Source organism: Streptomyces callyspongiae, assembly GCF_047200695.1.
In the GTDB taxonomy this organism is placed as follows: Bacteria; Actinomycetota; Actinomycetes; order Streptomycetales; family Streptomycetaceae; genus Streptomyces.
Genome location: NZ_JBJZOM010000005.1, coordinates 108,384 through 126,343 on the forward strand (window position 1 = coordinate 108,384; position 17,960 = coordinate 126,343).

Genomic DNA, 17,960 nt, shown 5'->3' on the forward strand with positions numbered 1-17,960 from the left:
CCCGGGGAACATCGCCCGGACGAAGCGGGAAGGACACCTCAGCCCTGGAGGGCGTGCAGTACCCGGTTGAGGGAACTCCGCAGCCCCCAGCGCTCGTCCAGCGCCACCAGCGCGGTCGCGTCGTGCGGTTCGTCCGGCAGCGCGGCGTCGACCTCGGGGAGCGGGATGTCGTCGGCGACGCGCACCACCCGCGGGGCAACGGCGAGGTACGGGCCCGCCTCCTTCAGTTTCCGCCGCTGCGCGGGAGTGACCTTCGACGCCGGGTCCTCGGCGGCCGCCGCGATGCCGTCCAGGTCTCCGTAGGCGGCGAGCAGTTTGGCGGCGGTCTTCTCGCCGATCCCGGGAACCCCGGGAAGCCCGTCGCTCGGGTCCCCGCGCAGGGTGGCCATGGCCGCGTAGCCGGGGCCGTCCACCCCGTACTTATCCCGCAGCGCGGCCTCGTCGAACGATGCCAGGTTGCCCATGCCCTTCACCGGGTAGAGCACCCGGACCCCGCGGGTGTCGTCGACGAGCTGGAACAGGTCGCGGTCGCCGGTGACGATGTCGACCGGCCCGCGGGCACGCCGGGTGAGGGTCCCGATGACGTCGTCCGCCTCGTACCCCTCGGCGCCCACCCGTGCGATGCCCAGTGCGTCCAGCACGTCCTCGATCACCGGGACCTGCGGCGACAGGGTGTCCGGCACCTGCTCGGTGTCCGGCCCCGCCGCCACCTCCTCCAGCACCCGGTGGGCCTTGTAGGAGGGGATGAGGTCCACGCGCCACTGCGGTCGCCAGTCGGCGTCCATGCAGGCGACGAGTTCGTCCGGACGGTGGTCCTGCACGAGCCGGGCGATGAAGTCCAGCAGTCCGCGCACCGCGTTCACCGGGGTGCCGTCGGGTGCCGTCACCGAGTCCGGCACGCCGAAGTACGCGCGGAAGTAGAGCGAGGCGGTGTCGAGGAGCATGAGCCGAGGTGTCGTCACCTGCCGCATGATGCCGTATGCCGGTGACACCGGTGGGGATGCGGGGGCGGCGGGGCACTACCGTGCCGTCATGACCTCTCCGCACGCCGTACGCCGCGTCGTGTCCCTCGTCCCCTCGCTGACCGAGGCGGTGGCCGTCACGGCGCCGGGACTGCTGGCCGGCGCGACCGACTGGTGCAGCCGTCCCGCGGACCTGGACGTCGTCCGGGTGCGGGGGACGAAGAACCCGGACGTGGAGCGGATCGTCTCACTGGCACCCGACCTGGTCCTCGCCAACGAGGAGGAGAACCGGCCGGCCGATCTCGCGGCGCTGCGGGACGCCGGACTGCGCGTGCTCGTGACCGAGGTGCGCAGCGTGCCGCAGGCCTTCACCGAGCTGCACCGGGTGCTGGTGGACGGCTGCGCGCTGCCCCGTCCCGCCTGGCTGGACGAGGCGGAGGCCGCGTGGGCCCGGGTGCGTGCGGAGTTCGACGTGACGGCAGTGGTCCCCGTGTGGCGCCGGCCGTGGATGGTGCTGGGGCGCGACACCTTCGCCGGCGCCCTGCTCGCACACCTGGGGGTACGGAACCGGTACAGCGACCACGCCGAGCGCTACCCCCGCGTGCCGCTGCCCCGTCTCGCGGACCCGGACGCCGCCGACCTGGTCGTGCTGCCCGACGAGCCGTACGCCTTCGCGGCCGACGACGGGCCGGAGGCGTTCTCCGGCCTGCCGGCCGCCCTGGTCAGCGGCCGGCACCTCACCTGGTACGGGCCTTCCCTCACCGAGGCGCCCGAAGTCCTGGCGGGTGCGCTGCGCCGCGCGCTCGGCTGAGACGGCCCGCTCTCAGTGCCCCGCCTGCCCGACGAGGGCCCGCATCACCCGGAGGTCGGTACGGTCCGCCTCGGGGTGCCACTGGACCCCGAGCGTCCAGGCCGTGGCCCCCGGCATCTCCACGGCCTCGACCGTGCCGTCCTCGGCGTGGGCACAGGCGACCAGGCCCGCTCCCAGCAACTGCACGGCCTGGTGGTGGTAGGTGGGGACGGTGACCGTGGCGGGAAGGATCCGGGCGAGAGCCGAACCGGGCACCGGGGTCACCGTGTGCTCGGCGAAGGTCCCCGGCGGTCCGGCGTGGCCGTCCAGGTGCTGCACCAGGGTGCCGCCGCAGGCGATGTTGAGCAGTTGCATGCCCCGGCAGACGCCCAGCAGCGGCAGGCCGCGTTCCATCGCTGCGTCGATGAGGGCGAGTTCCCAGGCGTCCCGCTCCGGTGCGGGCGGGCCGGTGCGGTCGTCGCGCTCCGCGCCGTACCGTGCCGGATCGACGTCGGGACCTCCGGCCACGACCAGCCCGTCGAGGTGCCGCACCGCCTGCTGCGCCGCTCCGGGGCGCGGGTCGGGCGGCAGCATGGCGGCCAGGCCTCCCGCCGCTTGGACGAGGCGATGGTAGCCCTCGGGCAGCAGTGCCGCGGCCATGTCCCACACGCCCCAGCGTGCCCGGGACTCCAGATAGGTGCTCAGGCCGATCAGCGGACCAGTCATACGTCGCGTCGCCGCTCCAGCTCGGCCTCCGCCTCGGCCAGTGCGGCGAACTCCTCCTCCGGTGCCGTGGCGACAAGACGGTGCCGACTGTAGAGGGCGAAGTACCCCGCCGCCACCACGTACAGCAGCAGCGCGATACCGGCGGCGCCCGGATCGACGAGGAAGGTGGCGACCACGGCCGCGCAGGCCAGCACGAAGGCGACCGACGACGTCAGCACCCCGCCCGGCGTGCGGTAGGGCCGGTGGAGACCGGGCTCGCGGCGCCGGAGCACGATGTGCGACAGGGACATCAGCACGTAGGAGACGGCCGCGCCGAACACCGCGATGTTGAGCATGCGGGCACCGTCGCCGGTGGCGGCGGCGAGGGCGAAGCCGATACCGGCAGGCACGATGAGACCGAGGTAGGGGGCCTTGCGGCGGCTGGTGAGCGAGAGGAACCGCGGAAGGTAGCCGGCGCGCGAGAGAGCGAACAGCTGACGCGATCCCGCGTAGATCAGGGAGAAGAACGAGGCGACCAGGCCCGCGAGCCCGGCGTAGTTCACGAGGCGGCTGAGCAGCGTCGGATCTCCGCCGGTCGCGGACTCCAGCGCCGCCACCAGCGGATTGTCCGCGTCCTTGATGGCGTCGGAACCGGCCGCTCCGGCCGCGGGCAGGAGCGTCAGCAGTGCCAGCACCACCAGCACACCGATGGCGGCGGCCATCGCGCGCGGCAGCGTTCGTTCCGGCTCCTTCGCCTCCTCCGCGGCCAGCGGCACGCCCTCGATGCCCAGGAAGAACCACATGCCGAAGGGGAACGCCGCCCAGACGCCGAGCAGGCCGAAGGGGAGCCAGGAGCCCGACCCGAACGCGCTCGGGTCCACGGGGACGTCGTCGAGCGACCCCGCGTCGAAGTGGGTGAGTGCTCCAACGCAGAACACCAGCAGTGCCGCCACGGCGATCCCCGTGACCGCGAAGCTGAAGCGCAGCGCCTCGCCGACGCCCCACAGGTGCACACCGGTGAAGACGACGAAGCAGGCCAGGTAGACGGGCCAGCCGGACTCCAGCCCGAACAGTCCCAGCGACTCGACGTACCCGCCGATGAACACCGAGATGGCCGCCGGGGCCAGAATGTACTCGATGAGGATCGCCGTGCCCGTCAGGAACCCGCCCCAGACGCCCAGGGCGCGGCGCGCGAACCCGTACCCGCCGCCCGCGGTGGGGAGCACGGACGACAGTTCGGCGAGCGAGAACACCATGCAGGCGTACATCGCTCCCATCAGCACCGTCGCGATGGCAAGGCCTCCGAAGCCGCCTTCCGCGAGGCCGAAGTTCCATCCGGCGTAGTCGCCGGACACCACGTAGGCCACCCCCAGGCCGGTCAGGAGCAACCAGCCCGCGCTGCCCCGGCGGAGTGTCCGCCTCTCCAGATACGCGTCCCGGGGCGCGCCCTTCGACGCGCCGGTCGTCCGGTGGTCCAGTCCGGTGTCGTCAGCCATGAGCAGCTCCCGCGCTGGGTCTTTGGTGTGACCCCATACCATTGCCGCGGTGAGCGGGATGCACAAGAGGTGTGCAGTGCCCCGTCCCTCCGGGGCGCGTCAGAGGAGGAAGCCGCGCAGCAGCGCGGCGGTTCCGGCGCAGTGCTCCCGGGCCACCGCCCTTGCGGCCTCCGCATCGCCCGAGGTGACCGCGTCGACCAGGGCGGCGTGCTGGTGCTGGGCGTGCTCCAGGTTCCGCACCAGGATCGGGATGCGGCCGAGCCAGTCGTTGAGCGTGGCGCGGACGGCCGCGTACTGCGACGTCAGCGAGGTGGAACCGGCGAGTTCGACCAGCGCGAGGTGGAGAAGCGTGTCCCGTCGGCGGTAGTCCTCCGGCGCCGCGTCGCCGGTGTCCTCCAGGGCCCGCCGCAGCCGGCGGGCGCCCTCCCCGGCCGGGTTCCGTTCCGCGGCGAGCCCGGCCGCCCCCGCCTCCAGCACCTCGCGGAACCGCAGGGCGTCCTCCAGTTCGGCTTCCCCGAGTGCGGCCGGAAGGCCGCCGTGCGCGGGCGGCTCACGCACGAACGTACCGCCGTAGCGGCCGCGTCTGCTCTCCACGAGGCCCTCGTCCGCCAGCGCCCGCAGCACCTCGCGCAGCGTCACCCGGCTCACCCCGAGCCGTTCGGCGAGTTCCCGCTCCGCGGGCAGGCGCTCGCCCGCCGGCACCAGCCCCAGCCGGATGACCTGGAGTATCTGCTCCAGTGCTTCCTCGAAGCCGTTCCCCGCTCTCACCGGACGGAGCACCGGTGTCAGCGGATCCGCCGCCCCCGTGACGTTCGGAAGGTTTTCCATCGTCCTTCTTCCCAAGAAATGGTCTACGGAACTACCTTAAGGAGCCCGGACGACTCCGGCGAGATGTCAGGAGGCCCACCGTGGCAGACCGCACGCCCCCGCTCACCGTCGAAGAGCTCCGCTGGCTCGTCCAGGAGGAGCGGATCGACACCGTGGTGCTGGCCTTCACCGACATGCAGGGCAGACTGCAGGGCAAACGCTTCGCCGCCCGCTTCTTCCTCGACGAGGTGCTCGCGCACGGCACCGAGGGATGCAACTACCTGCTGGCCGTGGATACGGAGATGAACACGGTCGACGGGTACGAGATGTCGTCCTGGGAGCTGGGCTACGGCGACTTCGCCATGCACGGCGACACCGCGACGCTCCGCCGCATCCCCTGGAACCCGGGCAGCGCCCTGATCACCGCCGATCTCGCCTGGCACGACGGCTCTCCGGTGGCCGCCTCGCCCCGGCAGGTGCTCCGCCGCCAACTGGCCCGGCTCGCCGAGCGCGGATGGACCGCGCACGTCGGCACGGAGCTGGAGTTCATGGTGTTCCAGGACAGCTACGAGCAGGCCTGGAACGCGGGATACCGCGCGCTGACCCCTGCCAACCAGTACAACGTCGACTACTCCGTGCTGGGCACCGGGCGGGTGGAGCCGCTGCTGCGCCGCATCCGCAATGAGATGGGGCAGGCCGGCATGACCGTCGAGTCGGCGAAGGGGGAGTGCAACCTCGGCCAGCACGAGATCGCCTTCCGCTACGAGGACGCCCTCACCACCTGCGACCAGCACGTGGTGTACAAGACCGGAGCGAAGGAGATCGCCGCCCAGGAGGGCCGCGCGCTGACCTTCATGGCCAAGTACGACGAGCGCGAGGGCAACTCCTGCCACATCCACCTGTCCCTGCGCGACGAGCACGGCCGCCCGGTCCTCGCGGACGAGCGGCAGCCGGGGGGAATGTCCACCACCATGCGGCGGTTCCTGGCCGGACAACTCGCCGCGCTGCGCGACTTCACCCTCCTCTACGCGCCCAACGTCAATTCCTACAAGCGGTATCAGCCCGGGTCCTTCGCCCCGACGGCGGTGGCCTGGGGGCCGGACAACCGCACCTGCGCCTACCGCGTCGTCGGACACGGCCCCTCGCACCGTATGGAGAACCGGGTCCCCGGCGGTGACGTCAACCCCTACCTCGCCGTCGCCGGCATGATCGCCGCGGGACTGTACGGGATCGACGAGGGCCTCGAACTCCCGGACCCCTGCTCCGGGAACGCCTACACCTCCGACGCCGAGCACGTGCCCACCACACTGCGCGACGCCGCCGAACTGTGGCGGGGGAGCGTGCCGGCGCGCGAGGCCTTCGGCGAGGACGTGGTGCGCCACTACGCCAACATGGCGCGGGTGGAGCAGGACGCGTACGACACTGCCGTGACCGACTGGGAACGCTTCCGTTCCTTCGAGCGCATGTGAGGTCTTGAGTGAACCAGCAGCCCACGCACACGCCGGGCGACGACGAACCGGCTTCCGAGCACACGATCGTCGACCCGGCCACGGAGGAGACCGTCACCACCGTCCCGGCCACCACTCCCGGGCAGGTCGACCGTGCCGTCCGCCGTGCGCAGGCCGCCCAGCGGAGCTGGGCCGCGCTCGCCCCCGCCGACCGCGCCCGGCTGCTGCGCAGGTTCGCCGCCGTTGTGGACGACCACCTGGAGGAACTGGCACGGCTCGAGGTGCGGGAAGCGGGGCATCCCGTCGGCAACGCCCGCGGGGAGGCGGGCAACGTCCGCGACCTCCTGGACTACTCCGCCGGCGGAGTAGAACGGTTGACGGGCAGTCAGATCCCGGTCGCTGGCGGCGTGAACCTGACCTTCGCGGAACCGCTGGGCGTCGTCGGGGTGATCGCGCCCTGGAACTTCCCCATGCCGATCGCCGCCTGGGGCACCGCACCCGCTCTCGCGGCCGGCAACGCCGTGCTCCTCAAGCCCGCGGAGGCCACTCCGCTCACCGCGCTGCGTCTCGCCGAACTCGCCCTGGAGGCGGGACTGCCCCAGGACCTCTTCCAGGTTCTCCCCGGTGCCGGCGAGGTGACCGGTGACGCGCTCGTGCGGCACCCCTCGATCGCCAAGATCGTTTTCACCGGTTCCACCGACGTCGGGCGGCGCATCATGGCCGCATGCGCCGCTCAGGTGAAGCGGGTGACCCTCGAACTCGGCGGCAAGAGCCCCAACATCGTCTTCGCCGACGCAGACCTGCCGACTGCCGCGGCCGCCGCCCCCGGGTCCTTCCTGGACAACACCGGCCAGGACTGCTGCGCCCGCAGCCGCATCCTCGTGCAGCGCGAGGTCCACGACCGCTTCCTCGAACTGCTGGAACCCGAGGTGAAGGCCTGGACGGCCGGCGACCCCGCCGACCCGGGCACCCGGATGGGCCCGCTGATCTCCGCCGCCCAACTCGCCCGCGTCCGGTCCTATGTCCGGCCGGACGCCGACACACTCATCCGCGGCGAGGTGCCGGCCGGGCCGGGCTACTGGTATCCGGCGACCGTCCTGGCAGCACGTCCCGGCGACCCGGTCGCCACCGAGGAGGTGTTCGGCCCCGTCGCCGTCGTCGTGCCGTTCGACGACGAGGCCGAGGCGGTCCGTTTGGCCAACGACTCCCCCTACGGGCTGTCCGGCTCGGTGTGGACGCGCGACCTGGGCCGCGCCCTGCGGGTGTCGCGCGGGGTGGCCGCCGGCAACCTGTCCGTCAACTCCCACGCCAGCGTGCGCTATTCCACGCCGTTCGGCGGATACGGCCAGTCCGGACTCGGCCGTGAACTGGGCCCGCGGGCCCTGGAGGCCTTCACCGAGACCAAGAACGTCTTCCTGAACACCGAGGAGCAGCCGTGAGCGCACCCGAACCCCGTACCGAAGCAGCCGAGGAGCAGCCCTGCCGACGCCTGGTGGGGCGTACCGCGGTCGTCACCGGCGCGGGCAGCGGCATCGGACTCGCCTCTGCGCGCCGCCTCGCCTCGGAGGGAGCCCACGTCGTCTGCGCGGACGTCGACACCGAACGGGGCAAGGCCGCCGCGGAGGAGTGCGGCGGGGTCTTCGTGGAGACCGACGTCACCGACGAGGCCGCTGTCGAGGCCCTGTTCGCCGCGGCCCACCAGCACTACGGGTCCGTGGACGTCGCCTTCAACAACGCCGGCATCTCGCCCCCGGAGGACGACTCGATCCTCACCACCGGGCCCGACGTCTGGGAGCGGGTGCAGCAGACGAACCTGACCTCGGTGTACCTGTGCTGCCGGGCGGCGCTGCCGTACATGCGCCGGCAGGGACGCGGATCGATCATCAACACCGCGTCGTTCGTCGCCCGCATGGGAGCGGCGACCTCGCAGATCAGCTACACGGCCTCCAAGGGCGGCGTCCTGGCGATGTCGCGCGAACTGGGGGTGCAGTTCGCCAGGGAGGGGATCCGCGTCAACGCACTCTGCCCCGGGCCCGTGGACACCCCGCTGCTCCAGGAGCTGTTCGCCCAGGACCCCGAGCGTGCACAGCGGCGCCTCGTCCACGTCCCCGCGGGCCGGTTCGCCCGGGCGACGGAGATCGCCGCAGCGGTCGCCTTCCTGGCCAGTGACGACTCCTCGTTCGTCAACGCCACCGACTTCCTCGTCGACGGCGGCATTTCGGGGGCCTATGTGACGCCCCTGTGACGGTACGGCCCCCGGGCGCCGTGCCGTTCGCACGCATGTTGCCCTAGGGTGCTCCGGGTGAGCAGCAGCACACCGCCCGGCTGGTATCCGGATCCCGGGCACGCAGGTTTCGGACCCGTCACGGAGCGCTGGTGGGACGGCGCGGCGTGGACCGCCCACACCCGCCGTGCGGAGACCGCCGGAGGCGGATTCCCTCCGCGGTCGCCCTCCGGCTCGCGGGGGCCGCTGGTGGCCGTGGTCGCTGCGGCGATCGCGGTGGTGCTCGCCGTCGCCGTCGGTGCGATCCTCGTCGGCGGGAGCGACGGCAGCCGGGCGGCGGACGACCCCGGCCCCGCGGCCGGCACCGGTGCCCCCGACGAAGGCGGCGGAGCCCGCGGGGGTCCGGACGACAGCGCGTCACCCGCGCCCGAGAGCCGTCGCCCCACTCTCGCCGAAGGCGTCAGGCTGCCGCTTCTCGCGGGGTGGGACCGGGCGCCCGGCACGCACGGAGCCGCCGTCACCACCACTTCCTACATCTGCCCGCTCAAGAACGAACGGTGTGTGCGCGGGGGCGCCTCCGTGCACGTGACGTCCGCCGAGGGCGACCCCGAGAAGGTGGCCGGGGCGGACATCGCGCCCCACGCGAAGCAGTCCTACGGCAAGGACTACTACGGCGGAATCGTCTCCCACCGGCAGGTCCGGTCCGAGCCCGTCGAGGTCGCCGGGCAGGACGGCTATCTGGTCCGCTGGCGGATCGAGAACCGCAAGGGCCCGGACGCCTGGGTGGAGTCCGTCGCCTTCCCCCACCCCGACGGCAGCGGCCGGATGCTCGTGCTCCGCCTGGGCTTCGACATCCACCGGGCCGCCCCGCCGGTGCGGGACATGGCCAGGATCGTCGCGGGCGCGGAGCGGGGGACGGTCTCGGAGGATCAGGACAGCGAGGCGGTCTGACCGCGAACCACCCAGCGTGCAGGGCGGGTTGCCGGGAGCACCGGCAGGCACCGTAGAGTGACCTCACACACCGTGACCCGAGCCCGGTGTGCCTTCGCAGAACGGATCAGCCATGAGGGCGTGCGGTGGGCGCCGTGCCGTCGTGGCCGGGGGAGGGGTGCCATGAGCAGCACGGAGGCCGGACGCCCCCGCGTTCCGCGCATGCCGCTTCCTCCCGCCGTGCCCCCGCGGCCCGCCGGGCCGCCCCGTCCTCGCGAGCGGGCAGCCGCCCCCGAGCCGGAGGGCGCCGAGCCCCTGCCGCGGGACGAGGCCACCCGGCAGGTCGCTTCCGGCCCCCGCGCCCCGCGCGACTCCGGGCGTCCCGCCACGGTGAAGGAGGGGGAACCGGGTTCCGGTGAAGCGGCCCGGCCGATGGAGGACGCCGGGAGCACCGGGACCGCCCGGCCCGAAGGGGAAGCCGAACCGGCCGGGGCCACCCCGCGTCGGCCCCCGCGACCACCCGCGACAGCCCCGCCCGAGCCGTCCCGCCCTCCGGTTCCCGCGCCCGCCGTGCCCCCGCAGCCCCAGCACCCGCCGGAGTCCGGACCGTTCGGCGCAGACGACGTCGCCGGGCCGCCCACGTTCCGGCTGAAACCGATACGCATCGAGACCGGGACCCCCGGACGACGGCGGCCCTCGCGCGCCGTCGCCGCCGCGGCCTGCCTCGTCCTGGGCGTCGGGCTGCTGGGCGGCACGACCGCCGGCATCGTGCTCGACGGCCGGGCCGAGGCGGGCACACCCCGGCAGGTCTTCGAGGACGCGCGCGAGATGTGGCACTCGGTCCCCGTGAACGGCCTGTTCGCCCGCACCGTCCACGGAGCCGCGGCAGGACCGGGCGGGGCGGACCGCAACTGGATCCGCGTCGCCGTTGCACCCGACAGCCCCTGCTCCGGCGCGGTCGACCGGCTGCTCGCCCGTGCCCTGGCACCGGTCGGGTGCCGCCGCCTGGTCCGTGCGACCTATCTCGACGAGACCGGTACCGACGCGACCACGGTCGGTCTCGTCTTCACCGAGGCCGACCCTGCGGGGATGCGGCGGCTCCAACGGCGTTTCGCCCGGGAGGAGCTGGACCGCCGCAGCGATCTGATGCCGCGTGCGTACGGCCCGCGCGGCACCCCCGCCGCCGGGTTCGGCGACGCCCAGCGCGGCAGCTGGACCGTGGACGTCCTGACCGACGCCCCGGTGGTTGTGCTCGCCGTCTCCGGGTTCGCCGACGGACGTACCGTGCAGGATCCGCGTCCCGCCGCAGAAGCCACCGCGCCGGAGGCCTCGTCCGTGCCCGCGCAGGCCGGCCTCGGGCACGAGGCGGAGAGCCTGGCGTCCCATCTCCGCGAGAAGGTGCGGAAGAGGCTGCGGGAGTCCCGGGAGGGCGGAACGCCATGAACCTCCGAGTCCATGTCCGCCGGGCCGCGCGCCGCGCGGCGGCGGTGTCCTCGGCCGCACTGTTCACCGTGCTCCCGCTCACCGCGGGGGTCGCGCACGCCGCGGGGGAGGGCATCCAGAGCCGTCAGTGGGGCCTGGACGCCGTGCATGCCCGCGAGGCCTGGAAGACCACGCGCGGTGAGGGCGTCACGGTCGCGGTCCTGGACACCGGTGTCGACGGCACCCACCCCGACCTCGCGGGTTCGGTCCTCGACGGAAAGGACTTCGTCGGGATCGGCGCGAAGCGGGGCGACCGCGCATGGGCCCGCCACGGCACCGCCATGGCCGGCATCATCGCCGGACACGGCCACGGCCCCGGGGGTCGCGACGGCGTGCTCGGCATGGCCCCGGAGGCGCGGATCCTCCCGGTGCGCGTCCTGCTGGAGAAGGACGACCCGGCTCAGGAGAAGGCCCGCCGCACGCACGGTGGTGCGCTCGCCGCCGGGATCCGCTGGGCGGTCGACCACGGCGCGGACGTCATCAATCTCTCCCTCGGCGACGACAGCGACTCCGCCCACCCGGACGCCCAGCAGGACGCCGCCGTCCGCTACGCGCTCGAAAGCGGCGTCGTGGTCGTCGCCTCGGCGGGCAACGACGGCGAGGACGGCGACCACCTGTCCTACCCGGCCGCCTATCCCGGTGTGATCGCGGTCACGGCCGTCGACCGGGATCGCCGGCGTGCCGGGTTCTCCACGCGGGGCTGGTACGCGACCGTGAGCGCTCCCGGGGACGACGTCATCATCACCGAACCCGACCGCCGCTACTACGAGGGCTGGGGCACCAGCACAGCCGCCGCGTTCGTCTCCGGCGCCGCCGCGCTGCTGACCGCGGCCCAACCCGACCTCACGCCGGCGCAGGTCCGGCAACTGCTCTCCGACACCGCGCAGGACACCCCGGCGGGCGGTCACAGCGACGCACTCGGCAGCGGCATCGTGGATCCCGCGGCGGCCATCGCCCTGGGCAGCGCCGTCGAACCCCGGACCCTGCAGGACGGCGCGCGCTCCCACCCGGACCGCTACTTCGGGGCCGGTCCGGACCCCGAGGAGAGCGTGGCCACCGGTTGGCTCGCTCCGGCGGGACTCGCCTTCGGCGCCCTGCTCGTGGCTGCCGCGGTGGCCCTGCATCGGGGCGCCCGCCACCGGGACGGATAACCTCGTGCCCGTGCCCTCGAAGAACATCCCGGATCCCGGCTTCACCGACGACGACGGCTCTCCCGACCCCGCGCTGAGCCGGGCGCTCGCTGCCTGGCAGCACGACCCGGCTGCCGAGGAGAGCGTGCTGCGGGCCCTGCGCGGAGCGCGGCTTCTCGTCCCCGTCGTCGCGGTGCTGGGCGAGACCGGCACCGGTGCGAACGGACTGCGGCGGGACAAATCCAGCGACATGGCCGTCCCGACACTGTCCGCCCCGGGAGGCCGGAGGGCGCTGCCCGCCTTCACCTCGACCGCGAGCCTGGCGCGGTGGCAGCCCGAGGCGCGTCCGGTCGCCGTGCCGCTGCCGCAGGCTCTCAGCGCCTGTGCGCAGGAGGGCGCGGACACCCTGGTGATCGACATGGCGGGCCCCGTTCCCTACGAACTCACCGGATCCGCCCTGCGGCGTCTCGCCTCGGGCGAGGCAGGCGGCTCGGGCGACGGGGGGCCCGTGGACGATCCGGACGTCCTCGCAGCCCTGCGGGCGCATCTCGCCGACGACCCCGACGTTCTCGCGGCCCATCTCGTTCCCGGCAGCGGCGAGACCGACGGCACGCTCGCCCTGTTGCTCTCCTCCGGCGCCGAGCCCGCAGCGGTCGCCCGTCGCGTCGCGCAGCGTCTCGCCGCGGACGAGGCGCTGCGCGCGGTGCTCGTCAAGGGGCTGGACGTCGCGGTGATGCCGCCCGGCAGCCGGCTTCCCGCCCGGGCGCTCTTCCACCGCTGACGGTCGCGGCGGAGAACCCGCGTACCACCCGTCCGCCGCGCCGCACGTGCGGAAGCGTGCCGCCGGCCGGACACTGTGGGGACGTTCGTGACCGCGCTCGTCCCCGACGGGAGGCCCGGATGAGGGCTCGGATCCTGACCATGGCGGATCCCCGGCCGCTGATGGCGGAGTGCCTGGGCACCCTGCTGCTGGTCTTCACGGGAGTGGGAGCTGCCGTCGTGGCGGGGGAGTACGTCGGAAGCCTGGGCATCGCGCTGGCCTTCGGGCTGACGATGATCGGACTGGCCCGCGCGCTCGGTGCCCTCTCCGGCAGCCAGTTGGATCCGGCCGTGACCCTGGGCATGCTGATCGCCCGCCGCATCGACGGCGTCACCGCGATCCGCTACTGGGTCGCACAGCTCGTGGGTGCGATCCTCGGTGCCCTGCTGCTGTTCCTGGTCGCGCACCAGATCCCCGGGCTGCGGATCCACGACCGGTTCGGCACCAACGGGTTCGGCGACAGGTCGGCGGTCGGCCTCGGCACCTTCGGTGCGCTGGTCGCCGAGGTCGTCCTCACCTTCCTCCTGGTCTACGTGTGGCTGTCGGTGACCCGGTCGTGGCAGATCGTCGGAGGCGAAGGGGTGCCGATCGGGCTGACGCTGGCCGCGGTGCACCTGGTCGGCATCCCGCTGACCGGGGCCTCGGTCAATCCGGCGCGGAGCCTCGCTCCGGCGCTGTTCGCCGGGGGAGCGGCACTGACCCAGGTGTGGCTGTTCCTCGTCGCTCCGCTGATCGGCGGGGCACTCGCGGCACCCGCGCACCGTCTCGTCACCCGCGGGTGGGGCGAGCCCGGACGCCGGGGGCGTGGCGCCCCGGCCGGCGGCGCACCCGGAGAGTGACCGCCGCCGGGCGCAGCGGAGGCGTCAGCCGAGTACGGGACCGGTGTACTTCTCGCCGGGCCCCTGCCCGGGCTCGTCGGGAACCTCGGAGGCCTCCCGGAAAGCCAGTTGCAGGGATTTCAGCCCGTCCCGCAGCGGAGCCGCGTGGTAGGAGCCGACTTCCGTGGCGCTCGCGGTGACCAGGCCCGCGAGGGCGTGGATCAGCTTCCGCGCCTCGTCCAGGTCCTTCTCGCCCTCGCCCTCCTCGGCGAGTCCGCACTTGACGGCGGCGGAACTCATCAGGTGCACGGCCACGGTGGTGATCACCTCGACCGCGGGTACGTCCGCGATGTCGCGGGTCATGGAGTCGAAGCCGACCGGCTGTTCCACGGGCGGGTCGTCGGGCCGGTTCTCGGCGGAGTCGTTCATGGGGACCAAGCGTAGGCGTGCCTCCAGCGACCGCGGAGCCTGGTATGCTCGAAGACCGACCGGCTGGATCGCCGGGGCTCGAAGGGGTTCGCCCCGCGAAGGACCCGAAGGATCCGGCCCGCAAGTGGAGGCTCCGCACTCCCACCCTGTGGTCCCCCGGGACCCTGGGTCACAGGTCAGGTTGCGCCCCGCGAGGCTTCGCGGCGGTGTTCCCGGTCCGTGGAGCTCCGCCTGTGTCCCCGTCCGGGGCGTTTCGTGCGTCACGGCGCGGGGGGTTCGCAAGACTCACATCACTCTTGCGCGGCCGTTCGCCAGATGGCCGCGTGGTGCACCTGAGGAGGCCCCATCAGCGCCGAGCCCCGCATCAACGACCGGATTCGCGTCCCCGAGGTGCGACTCGTCGGTCCCAGTGGCGAGCAGGTCGGCATCGTGCCGCTTGCAAAGGCCCTGGAGCTCGCCACGGAGTACGACCTCGACCTCGTCGAGGTGGCGGCGAACGCCCGCCCGCCCGTGTGCAAGCTCATGGACTACGGAAAGTTCAAGTACGAGTCGGCCATGAAGGCCCGTGAGGCGCGCAAGAACCAGGCGCACACGGTCATCAAGGAGATGAAGCTCCGGCCGAAGATCGATCCGCACGACTACGACACCAAGAAGGGTCATGTCGTCCGGTTCCTCAAGCAGGGGGACAAGGTCAAGATCACGATCATGTTCCGTGGTCGCGAGCAGAGCCGGCCCGAGCTGGGCTTCCGTCTGCTCCAGCGGCTCGCGGACGATGTCGCCGACCTGGGTTTCGTGGAGTCCAACCCGAAGCAGGACGGCCGGAACATGATCATGGTTCTCGGTCCGCACAAGAAGAAGACCGAGGCGATGGCCGAGGCCCGCGAGGCGCAGGCCGCACGCAAGGCAGCCGGGCGCCAGCAGGACAACCCCGCCGAGGAGCCTGCAGAGGCGTGAGCCCTCCCGGGCACCGCCCAGGACCAGCCAACCGAACCAACCGGCGCTGCCCCGCGCCCCGAAACGGGCCGGGCCGGCGCCACCGACGAGGAGAAGACGGCGACATGCCGAAGAACAAGACGCACAGTGGTGCCCGCAAGCGCTTCAAGGTCACGGGCTCCGGCAAGGTGTTGCGCCAGCGGGCCGGCCGCCGCCACTACCTCGAGCACAAGCCGTCCACGCTGACGCGCCGCCTCGCGGGCAACCAGGAGATGGCTCCGGCCGACGCCAAGAAGATCAAGAAGCTTCTCGGCAAGTAATCCCCGTTCGACCGGGACTCTTTTCCACCCGGGCCGTGTGACGACAGCCACGGCCCCGCCTACAAGGAGACTCACCAGTGGCACGCGTCAAGCGGGCAGTCAACGCTCAGAAGAAGCGCCGGACGATCCTCGACCAGGCCAGCGGCTACCGCGGTCAGCGCTCGCGCCTGTACCGCAAGGCGAAGGAGCAGGTCACCCACTCGTTCGTCTACAACTACAACGACCGGAAGAAGCGCAAGGGCGACTTCCGCCAGCTGTGGATCCAGCGGATCAACGCCGGTGCCCGCGCCAACGGCATGACCTACAACCGCTTCATCCAGGGCCTGAAGGCCGCCAACGTCGAGGTCGACCGCAAGATGCTGGCCGAGCTCGCCGTCAACGACGCCCCGGCGTTCGCCGCGCTCGTCGAGGTCGCGCAGAAGGCCCTCCCGGGCGACGTCAACGCCCCGAAGGCCGCCTGACCGGCGTTCATGGCTCCGGGCGGACGCCCGGCCCAGCACATCCCACCCGGACCCGCAGGCAGCAGCCTGCGGGTCCGGTGCTGTCCGCGCACCGAGAGGAAGCATCCGTGATCCCCCCGTCCGCAGCCCGGACCGCAGCGGCCCGGCGCCTGAGCCGCCGGAGCCGGCGAGCCAAGGAACGCCGCTTCCTTGCCGAGGGGCCGCAGGCCGTGCGTGAGGCAGCCGCTGCCGTCGCCCACGGCACAGCCGCCCTGGCCGAGCTCTTCGTCACCGAGGAGGCCGCGGACCGGCACCCCGGCATCGTGGCGGCCGCGGACGAGGCGGGAGCGGTGCTCCACCTGACGCCGGAGGACACCCTCACCGGGATCGCGCAGACGGTCACTCCCCAGGGGATGGTGGGGGTGTGCCGCTTCCTCGACCGGCCGTTCGACGGGATCGTGGCGTCCCGTCCCCGGCTCGTCGCCGTCCTCGCCCACGTCCGGGACCCCGGCAACGCGGGGACGGTGCTCCGGTGCGCCGACGCGGCCGGAGCGGATGCCGTGGTGTTCACCGACTCGTCGGTGGACGTCTACAACCCCAAGGCGGTCCGTGCCTCCGTGGGGTCGCTGTTCCACCTGCCGGTGGCCGTCGGGGTGCCGGCCGCCGAGGCCGTCACCGCGCTGCGGGAGGCCGGAGTGCGGGTACTGGCGGCCGACGGGGCGGGGCCCCGGGACCTGGACGCGGAACTGGACGACGGCGGCCTGGCGCCGCCCACGGCATGGATGTTCGGCAACGAGGCCTGGGGACTGCCGGAGGAGACCCGCGCCCTCGCCGACGAGGTGGTGCGCGTACCGATCCATGGACGCGCGGAGAGCCTCAACCTGGCCACGGCCGCCGCGGTGTGCCTGTATTCCTCCGCCCGTGCGCAGCGTGCGCCCGGAGGGTGCCGCTCCGTCACCTCCAACAGCTAAGGTTGCCCCGGGATCCGGGAGCAGGGGAGCCCGACGAAGGGGTGCGGGGATGACAGGACGGGTGCGCGAGGAGTCTGTCCGGCGGGCCCTGCCCCCTCTCGGCGACCTCGGACTCCATCCCGACGACCTGCCGGACGGCCTCGTCGTCGCGGACGAGGAGGGCCGTGTCGTCTGCTTCAACGCCGCGGCAGGCCGCATCTGCCTGACGGAGCCCTCCGAGGTGCTGGGCCGGCCCCTGCAGAGCGCTCTCCCCCTAGAGGACCTCAAGGGCAGACGCTGGTGGCACCTGACCGACCCCTACGGCGGTCTGGCGACCCGCAGCGGGCAGCCCGAGCGCAACCTGCTGCTGCGGGGGCGGGAGGTGCTGGTCTCCGCCCGCTACCTGCGCACCAGGCCCACGGGCCCGCTGCACCGGCTGGTCGTCACGCTGCGCGGCACCGAGGCGCGCCGCCGCACCGAGCGGAGCCACGCCGAACTGATCGCCACGGTTGCCCACGAACTGCGCTCGCCCCTCACCTCGGTGAAGGGATTCACCGCCACGCTGCTGGCCAAGTGGGAGCGTTTCACCGACGACCAGAAGCGACTCATGCTGGAGACGGTCGACGCCGACGCCGACCGTGTCACCCGCCTCATCACCGAGCTCCTGGACATCTCGCGCATCGACTCCGGCCGTCTGGAGGTGCGCCGGCAGCCTCTCGACATGGCAGCGGCCGTCCGCCGCCACGTCGAGGCGCACACGGCCGCGGGCCAGCCGGCCGACCGGTTCGTGACCCGGGTGCGGCAGCCGTTGCCCCGGTTGTGGGCCGATCCGGACAAGATCGACCAGGTGCTGGGCAACCTGCTGGAGAACGCCGTGCGCCACGGCGAGGGGACGGTCACCATGGAGGTGGCCCCCTCGTCACCCCGGGACCGGCAGGAAGCCGTCGGCACCGTGGTCACCATCAGTGACGAAGGCCCGGGCATTCCGGAGGAATCCATGAGTCGTGTCTTCACCCGCTTCTGGCGCGGCAGCAAGCGCGGCGGCACCGGCCTCGGTCTGTACATCGTCAAGGGCATCGTCGAAGCCCACGGTGGCGCCATCACGGTCTCCCGGGCGCCGGGCGGCGGTGCCCGGTTCCGCTTCACCCTGCCCGTGGGTGCCCCAGCCGTACTCGGCTGAGCCGCCGCCGCGGGTTCTCCGTGCCTCTCCTGCGCAGCGCGGCCTTTAGACTCGGTGAACGGCACGCATGCGCAGCCACGCCAATCGGAAACACGG

Annotated in this window: 19 protein-coding genes; 14 read left to right on the top strand and 5 right to left on the bottom strand. The window is 73.0% G+C overall.

Going from position 1 to position 17,960, the window contains the following annotated elements; translation table 11 throughout:
• Positions 1–38 precede the first annotated feature (38 nt).
• Positions 39–944: a 5'-3' exonuclease gene (locus ACL06G_RS06105; RefSeq protein WP_412784403.1), complete on the bottom strand. Its 906-nt coding sequence runs from the start codon at positions 942–944 to the stop codon at positions 39–41.
• Between the two features lie 88 nt (positions 945–1,032).
• Here ACL06G_RS06105 and ACL06G_RS06110 point away from each other — a divergent pair, with 88 nt between their 5' ends.
• Positions 1,033–1,773: a helical backbone metal receptor gene (locus ACL06G_RS06110; protein WP_412784207.1), complete on the top strand. Its 741-nt coding sequence runs from the start codon at positions 1,033–1,035 to the stop codon at positions 1,771–1,773.
• Between the two features lie 12 nt (positions 1,774–1,785).
• Here ACL06G_RS06110 and ACL06G_RS06115 read toward each other — a convergent pair whose 3' ends face one another.
• The 3 genes from ACL06G_RS06115 to ACL06G_RS06125 all read right to left on the bottom strand — a co-directional run bounded on the left by ACL06G_RS06115 (position 1,786) and on the right by ACL06G_RS06125 (position 4,781).
• Entirely contained in the window at positions 1,786–2,478 is a 693-nt protein-coding gene (locus tag ACL06G_RS06115) for a gamma-glutamyl-gamma-aminobutyrate hydrolase family protein (protein ID WP_412835541.1), read from the bottom strand.
• Positions 2,475–3,953 carry an ethanolamine permease gene (eat, locus tag ACL06G_RS06120; protein ID WP_412835542.1) on the bottom strand — a complete coding sequence of 493 codons (1,479 nt, stop codon included), beginning with the start codon at positions 3,951–3,953 and terminating at the stop codon, positions 2,475–2,477. Before eat ends, ACL06G_RS06115 begins: the two co-directional genes overlap by 4 nt.
• Before the next feature lie 99 nt (positions 3,954–4,052).
• The gene (locus ACL06G_RS06125) at positions 4,053–4,781 is read right to left on the bottom strand and encodes a FadR/GntR family transcriptional regulator (RefSeq protein WP_412784210.1); all 729 of its coding nucleotides are present in this window, start codon (positions 4,779–4,781) and stop codon (positions 4,053–4,055) included.
• An 80-nt stretch (positions 4,782–4,861) separates the two neighbouring features.
• Here ACL06G_RS06125 and ACL06G_RS06130 point away from each other — a divergent pair, with 80 nt between their 5' ends.
• The 8 genes from ACL06G_RS06130 (at position 4,862) to ACL06G_RS06165 (ending at position 13,633) form a co-directional block, all read left to right on the top strand.
• Positions 4,862–6,229 carry a glutamine synthetase family protein gene (locus tag ACL06G_RS06130; RefSeq protein ID WP_412784211.1) on the top strand — a complete coding sequence of 456 codons (1,368 nt, stop codon included), beginning with the start codon at positions 4,862–4,864 and terminating at the stop codon, positions 6,227–6,229.
• An 8-nt stretch (positions 6,230–6,237) separates the two neighbouring features.
• On the top strand, positions 6,238–7,647 hold the full coding sequence (locus ACL06G_RS06135) for an aldehyde dehydrogenase family protein (RefSeq protein ID WP_412784212.1): 1,410 nt from the start codon (positions 6,238–6,240) through the stop codon (positions 7,645–7,647).
• Positions 7,644–8,453 carry a 3-oxoacyl-ACP reductase gene (locus ACL06G_RS06140; RefSeq protein ID WP_412784213.1) on the top strand — a complete coding sequence of 270 codons (810 nt, stop codon included), beginning with the start codon at positions 7,644–7,646 and terminating at the stop codon, positions 8,451–8,453. Before ACL06G_RS06135 ends, ACL06G_RS06140 begins: the two co-directional genes overlap by 4 nt.
• A 57-nt stretch (positions 8,454–8,510) precedes the next feature.
• Complete coding sequence (locus ACL06G_RS06145) at positions 8,511–9,383, top strand: DUF2510 domain-containing protein (protein WP_412784214.1); 873 nt, start codon at positions 8,511–8,513, stop codon at positions 9,381–9,383.
• A gap of 162 nt (positions 9,384–9,545) precedes the next feature.
• On the top strand, positions 9,546–10,805 hold the full coding sequence (locus tag ACL06G_RS06150) for a hypothetical protein (RefSeq protein WP_412784215.1): 1,260 nt from the start codon (positions 9,546–9,548) through the stop codon (positions 10,803–10,805).
• On the top strand, positions 10,802–11,995 hold the full coding sequence (mycP, locus tag ACL06G_RS06155; RefSeq protein ID WP_412784216.1) for a type VII secretion-associated serine protease mycosin: 1,194 nt from the start codon (positions 10,802–10,804) through the stop codon (positions 11,993–11,995). Before ACL06G_RS06150 ends, mycP begins: the two co-directional genes overlap by 4 nt.
• A gap of 10 nt (positions 11,996–12,005) precedes the next feature.
• The gene (locus ACL06G_RS06160; RefSeq protein ID WP_412784217.1) at positions 12,006–12,755 is read left to right on the top strand and encodes an SseB family protein; all 750 of its coding nucleotides are present in this window, start codon (positions 12,006–12,008) and stop codon (positions 12,753–12,755) included.
• A gap of 119 nt (positions 12,756–12,874) precedes the next feature.
• Entirely contained in the window at positions 12,875–13,633 is a 759-nt protein-coding gene (locus ACL06G_RS06165) for an aquaporin (protein ID WP_412784218.1), read from the top strand.
• Between the two features lie 24 nt (positions 13,634–13,657).
• Here ACL06G_RS06165 and ACL06G_RS06170 read toward each other — a convergent pair whose 3' ends face one another.
• Positions 13,658–14,041 carry a DUF1844 domain-containing protein gene (locus tag ACL06G_RS06170; protein ID WP_412784219.1) on the bottom strand — a complete coding sequence of 128 codons (384 nt, stop codon included), beginning with the start codon at positions 14,039–14,041 and terminating at the stop codon, positions 13,658–13,660.
• 345 nt (positions 14,042–14,386) lie between these two features.
• On the opposite strand from ACL06G_RS06170, the gene infC reads away from it, so the two are divergent.
• The 5 genes from infC (at position 14,387) to ACL06G_RS06195 (ending at position 17,864) form a co-directional block, all read left to right on the top strand.
• Positions 14,387–14,995 (top strand): translation initiation factor IF-3, encoded by a 609-nt coding sequence (infC, locus tag ACL06G_RS06175; RefSeq protein ID WP_412784404.1) that lies wholly within the window; start codon positions 14,387–14,389, stop codon positions 14,993–14,995.
• A gap of 104 nt (positions 14,996–15,099) precedes the next feature.
• On the top strand, positions 15,100–15,294 hold the full coding sequence (gene rpmI, locus ACL06G_RS06180) for a 50S ribosomal protein L35 (RefSeq protein ID WP_023527301.1): 195 nt from the start codon (positions 15,100–15,102) through the stop codon (positions 15,292–15,294).
• A gap of 77 nt (positions 15,295–15,371) precedes the next feature.
• The gene (gene rplT / locus ACL06G_RS06185) at positions 15,372–15,755 is read left to right on the top strand and encodes a 50S ribosomal protein L20 (RefSeq protein ID WP_412784220.1); all 384 of its coding nucleotides are present in this window, start codon (positions 15,372–15,374) and stop codon (positions 15,753–15,755) included.
• A gap of 107 nt (positions 15,756–15,862) precedes the next feature.
• Positions 15,863–16,705 (top strand): TrmH family RNA methyltransferase, encoded by an 843-nt coding sequence (locus ACL06G_RS06190; RefSeq protein WP_412835543.1) that lies wholly within the window; start codon positions 15,863–15,865, stop codon positions 16,703–16,705.
• 49 nt (positions 16,706–16,754) lie between these two features.
• The gene (locus ACL06G_RS06195) at positions 16,755–17,864 is read left to right on the top strand and encodes a sensor histidine kinase (RefSeq protein ID WP_412784222.1); all 1,110 of its coding nucleotides are present in this window, start codon (positions 16,755–16,757) and stop codon (positions 17,862–17,864) included.
• The last annotated feature ends 96 nt before the right edge of the window (positions 17,865–17,960 follow it).

What these genes read in the sequence shown, in the direction of transcription:
- ACL06G_RS06150 (WP_412784215.1), top strand. Translation starts at nt 9,546, where the DNA reads ATGAGCAGCACGGAGGCCGGACGCCCCCGCGTTCCGCGCATGCCGCTT.
- ACL06G_RS06195 (WP_412784222.1), top strand. Translation starts at nt 16,755, where the DNA reads ATGACAGGACGGGTGCGCGAGGAGTCTGTCCGGCGGGCCCTGCCCCCT.
- ACL06G_RS06115 (WP_412835541.1), bottom strand. Translation starts at nt 2,478, where the DNA reads ATGACTGGTCCGCTGATCGGCCTGAGCACCTATCTGGAGTCCCGGGCA.
- ACL06G_RS06165 (WP_412784218.1), top strand. Translation starts at nt 12,875, where the DNA reads ATGAGGGCTCGGATCCTGACCATGGCGGATCCCCGGCCGCTGATGGCG.
- ACL06G_RS06125 (WP_412784210.1), bottom strand. Translation starts at nt 4,781, where the DNA reads ATGGAAAACCTTCCGAACGTCACGGGGGCGGCGGATCCGCTGACACCG.
- ACL06G_RS06170 (WP_412784219.1), bottom strand. Translation starts at nt 14,041, where the DNA reads ATGAACGACTCCGCCGAGAACCGGCCCGACGACCCGCCCGTGGAACAG.
- ACL06G_RS06110 (WP_412784207.1), top strand. Translation starts at nt 1,033, where the DNA reads ATGACCTCTCCGCACGCCGTACGCCGCGTCGTGTCCCTCGTCCCCTCG.
- eat (WP_412835542.1), bottom strand. Translation starts at nt 3,953, where the DNA reads ATGGCTGACGACACCGGACTGGACCACCGGACGACCGGCGCGTCGAAG.
- mycP (WP_412784216.1), top strand. Translation starts at nt 10,802, where the DNA reads ATGAACCTCCGAGTCCATGTCCGCCGGGCCGCGCGCCGCGCGGCGGCG.
- ACL06G_RS06105 (WP_412784403.1), bottom strand. Translation starts at nt 944, where the DNA reads ATGCTCCTCGACACCGCCTCGCTCTACTTCCGCGCGTACTTCGGCGTG.
- rpmI (WP_023527301.1), top strand. Translation starts at nt 15,100, where the DNA reads ATGCCGAAGAACAAGACGCACAGTGGTGCCCGCAAGCGCTTCAAGGTC.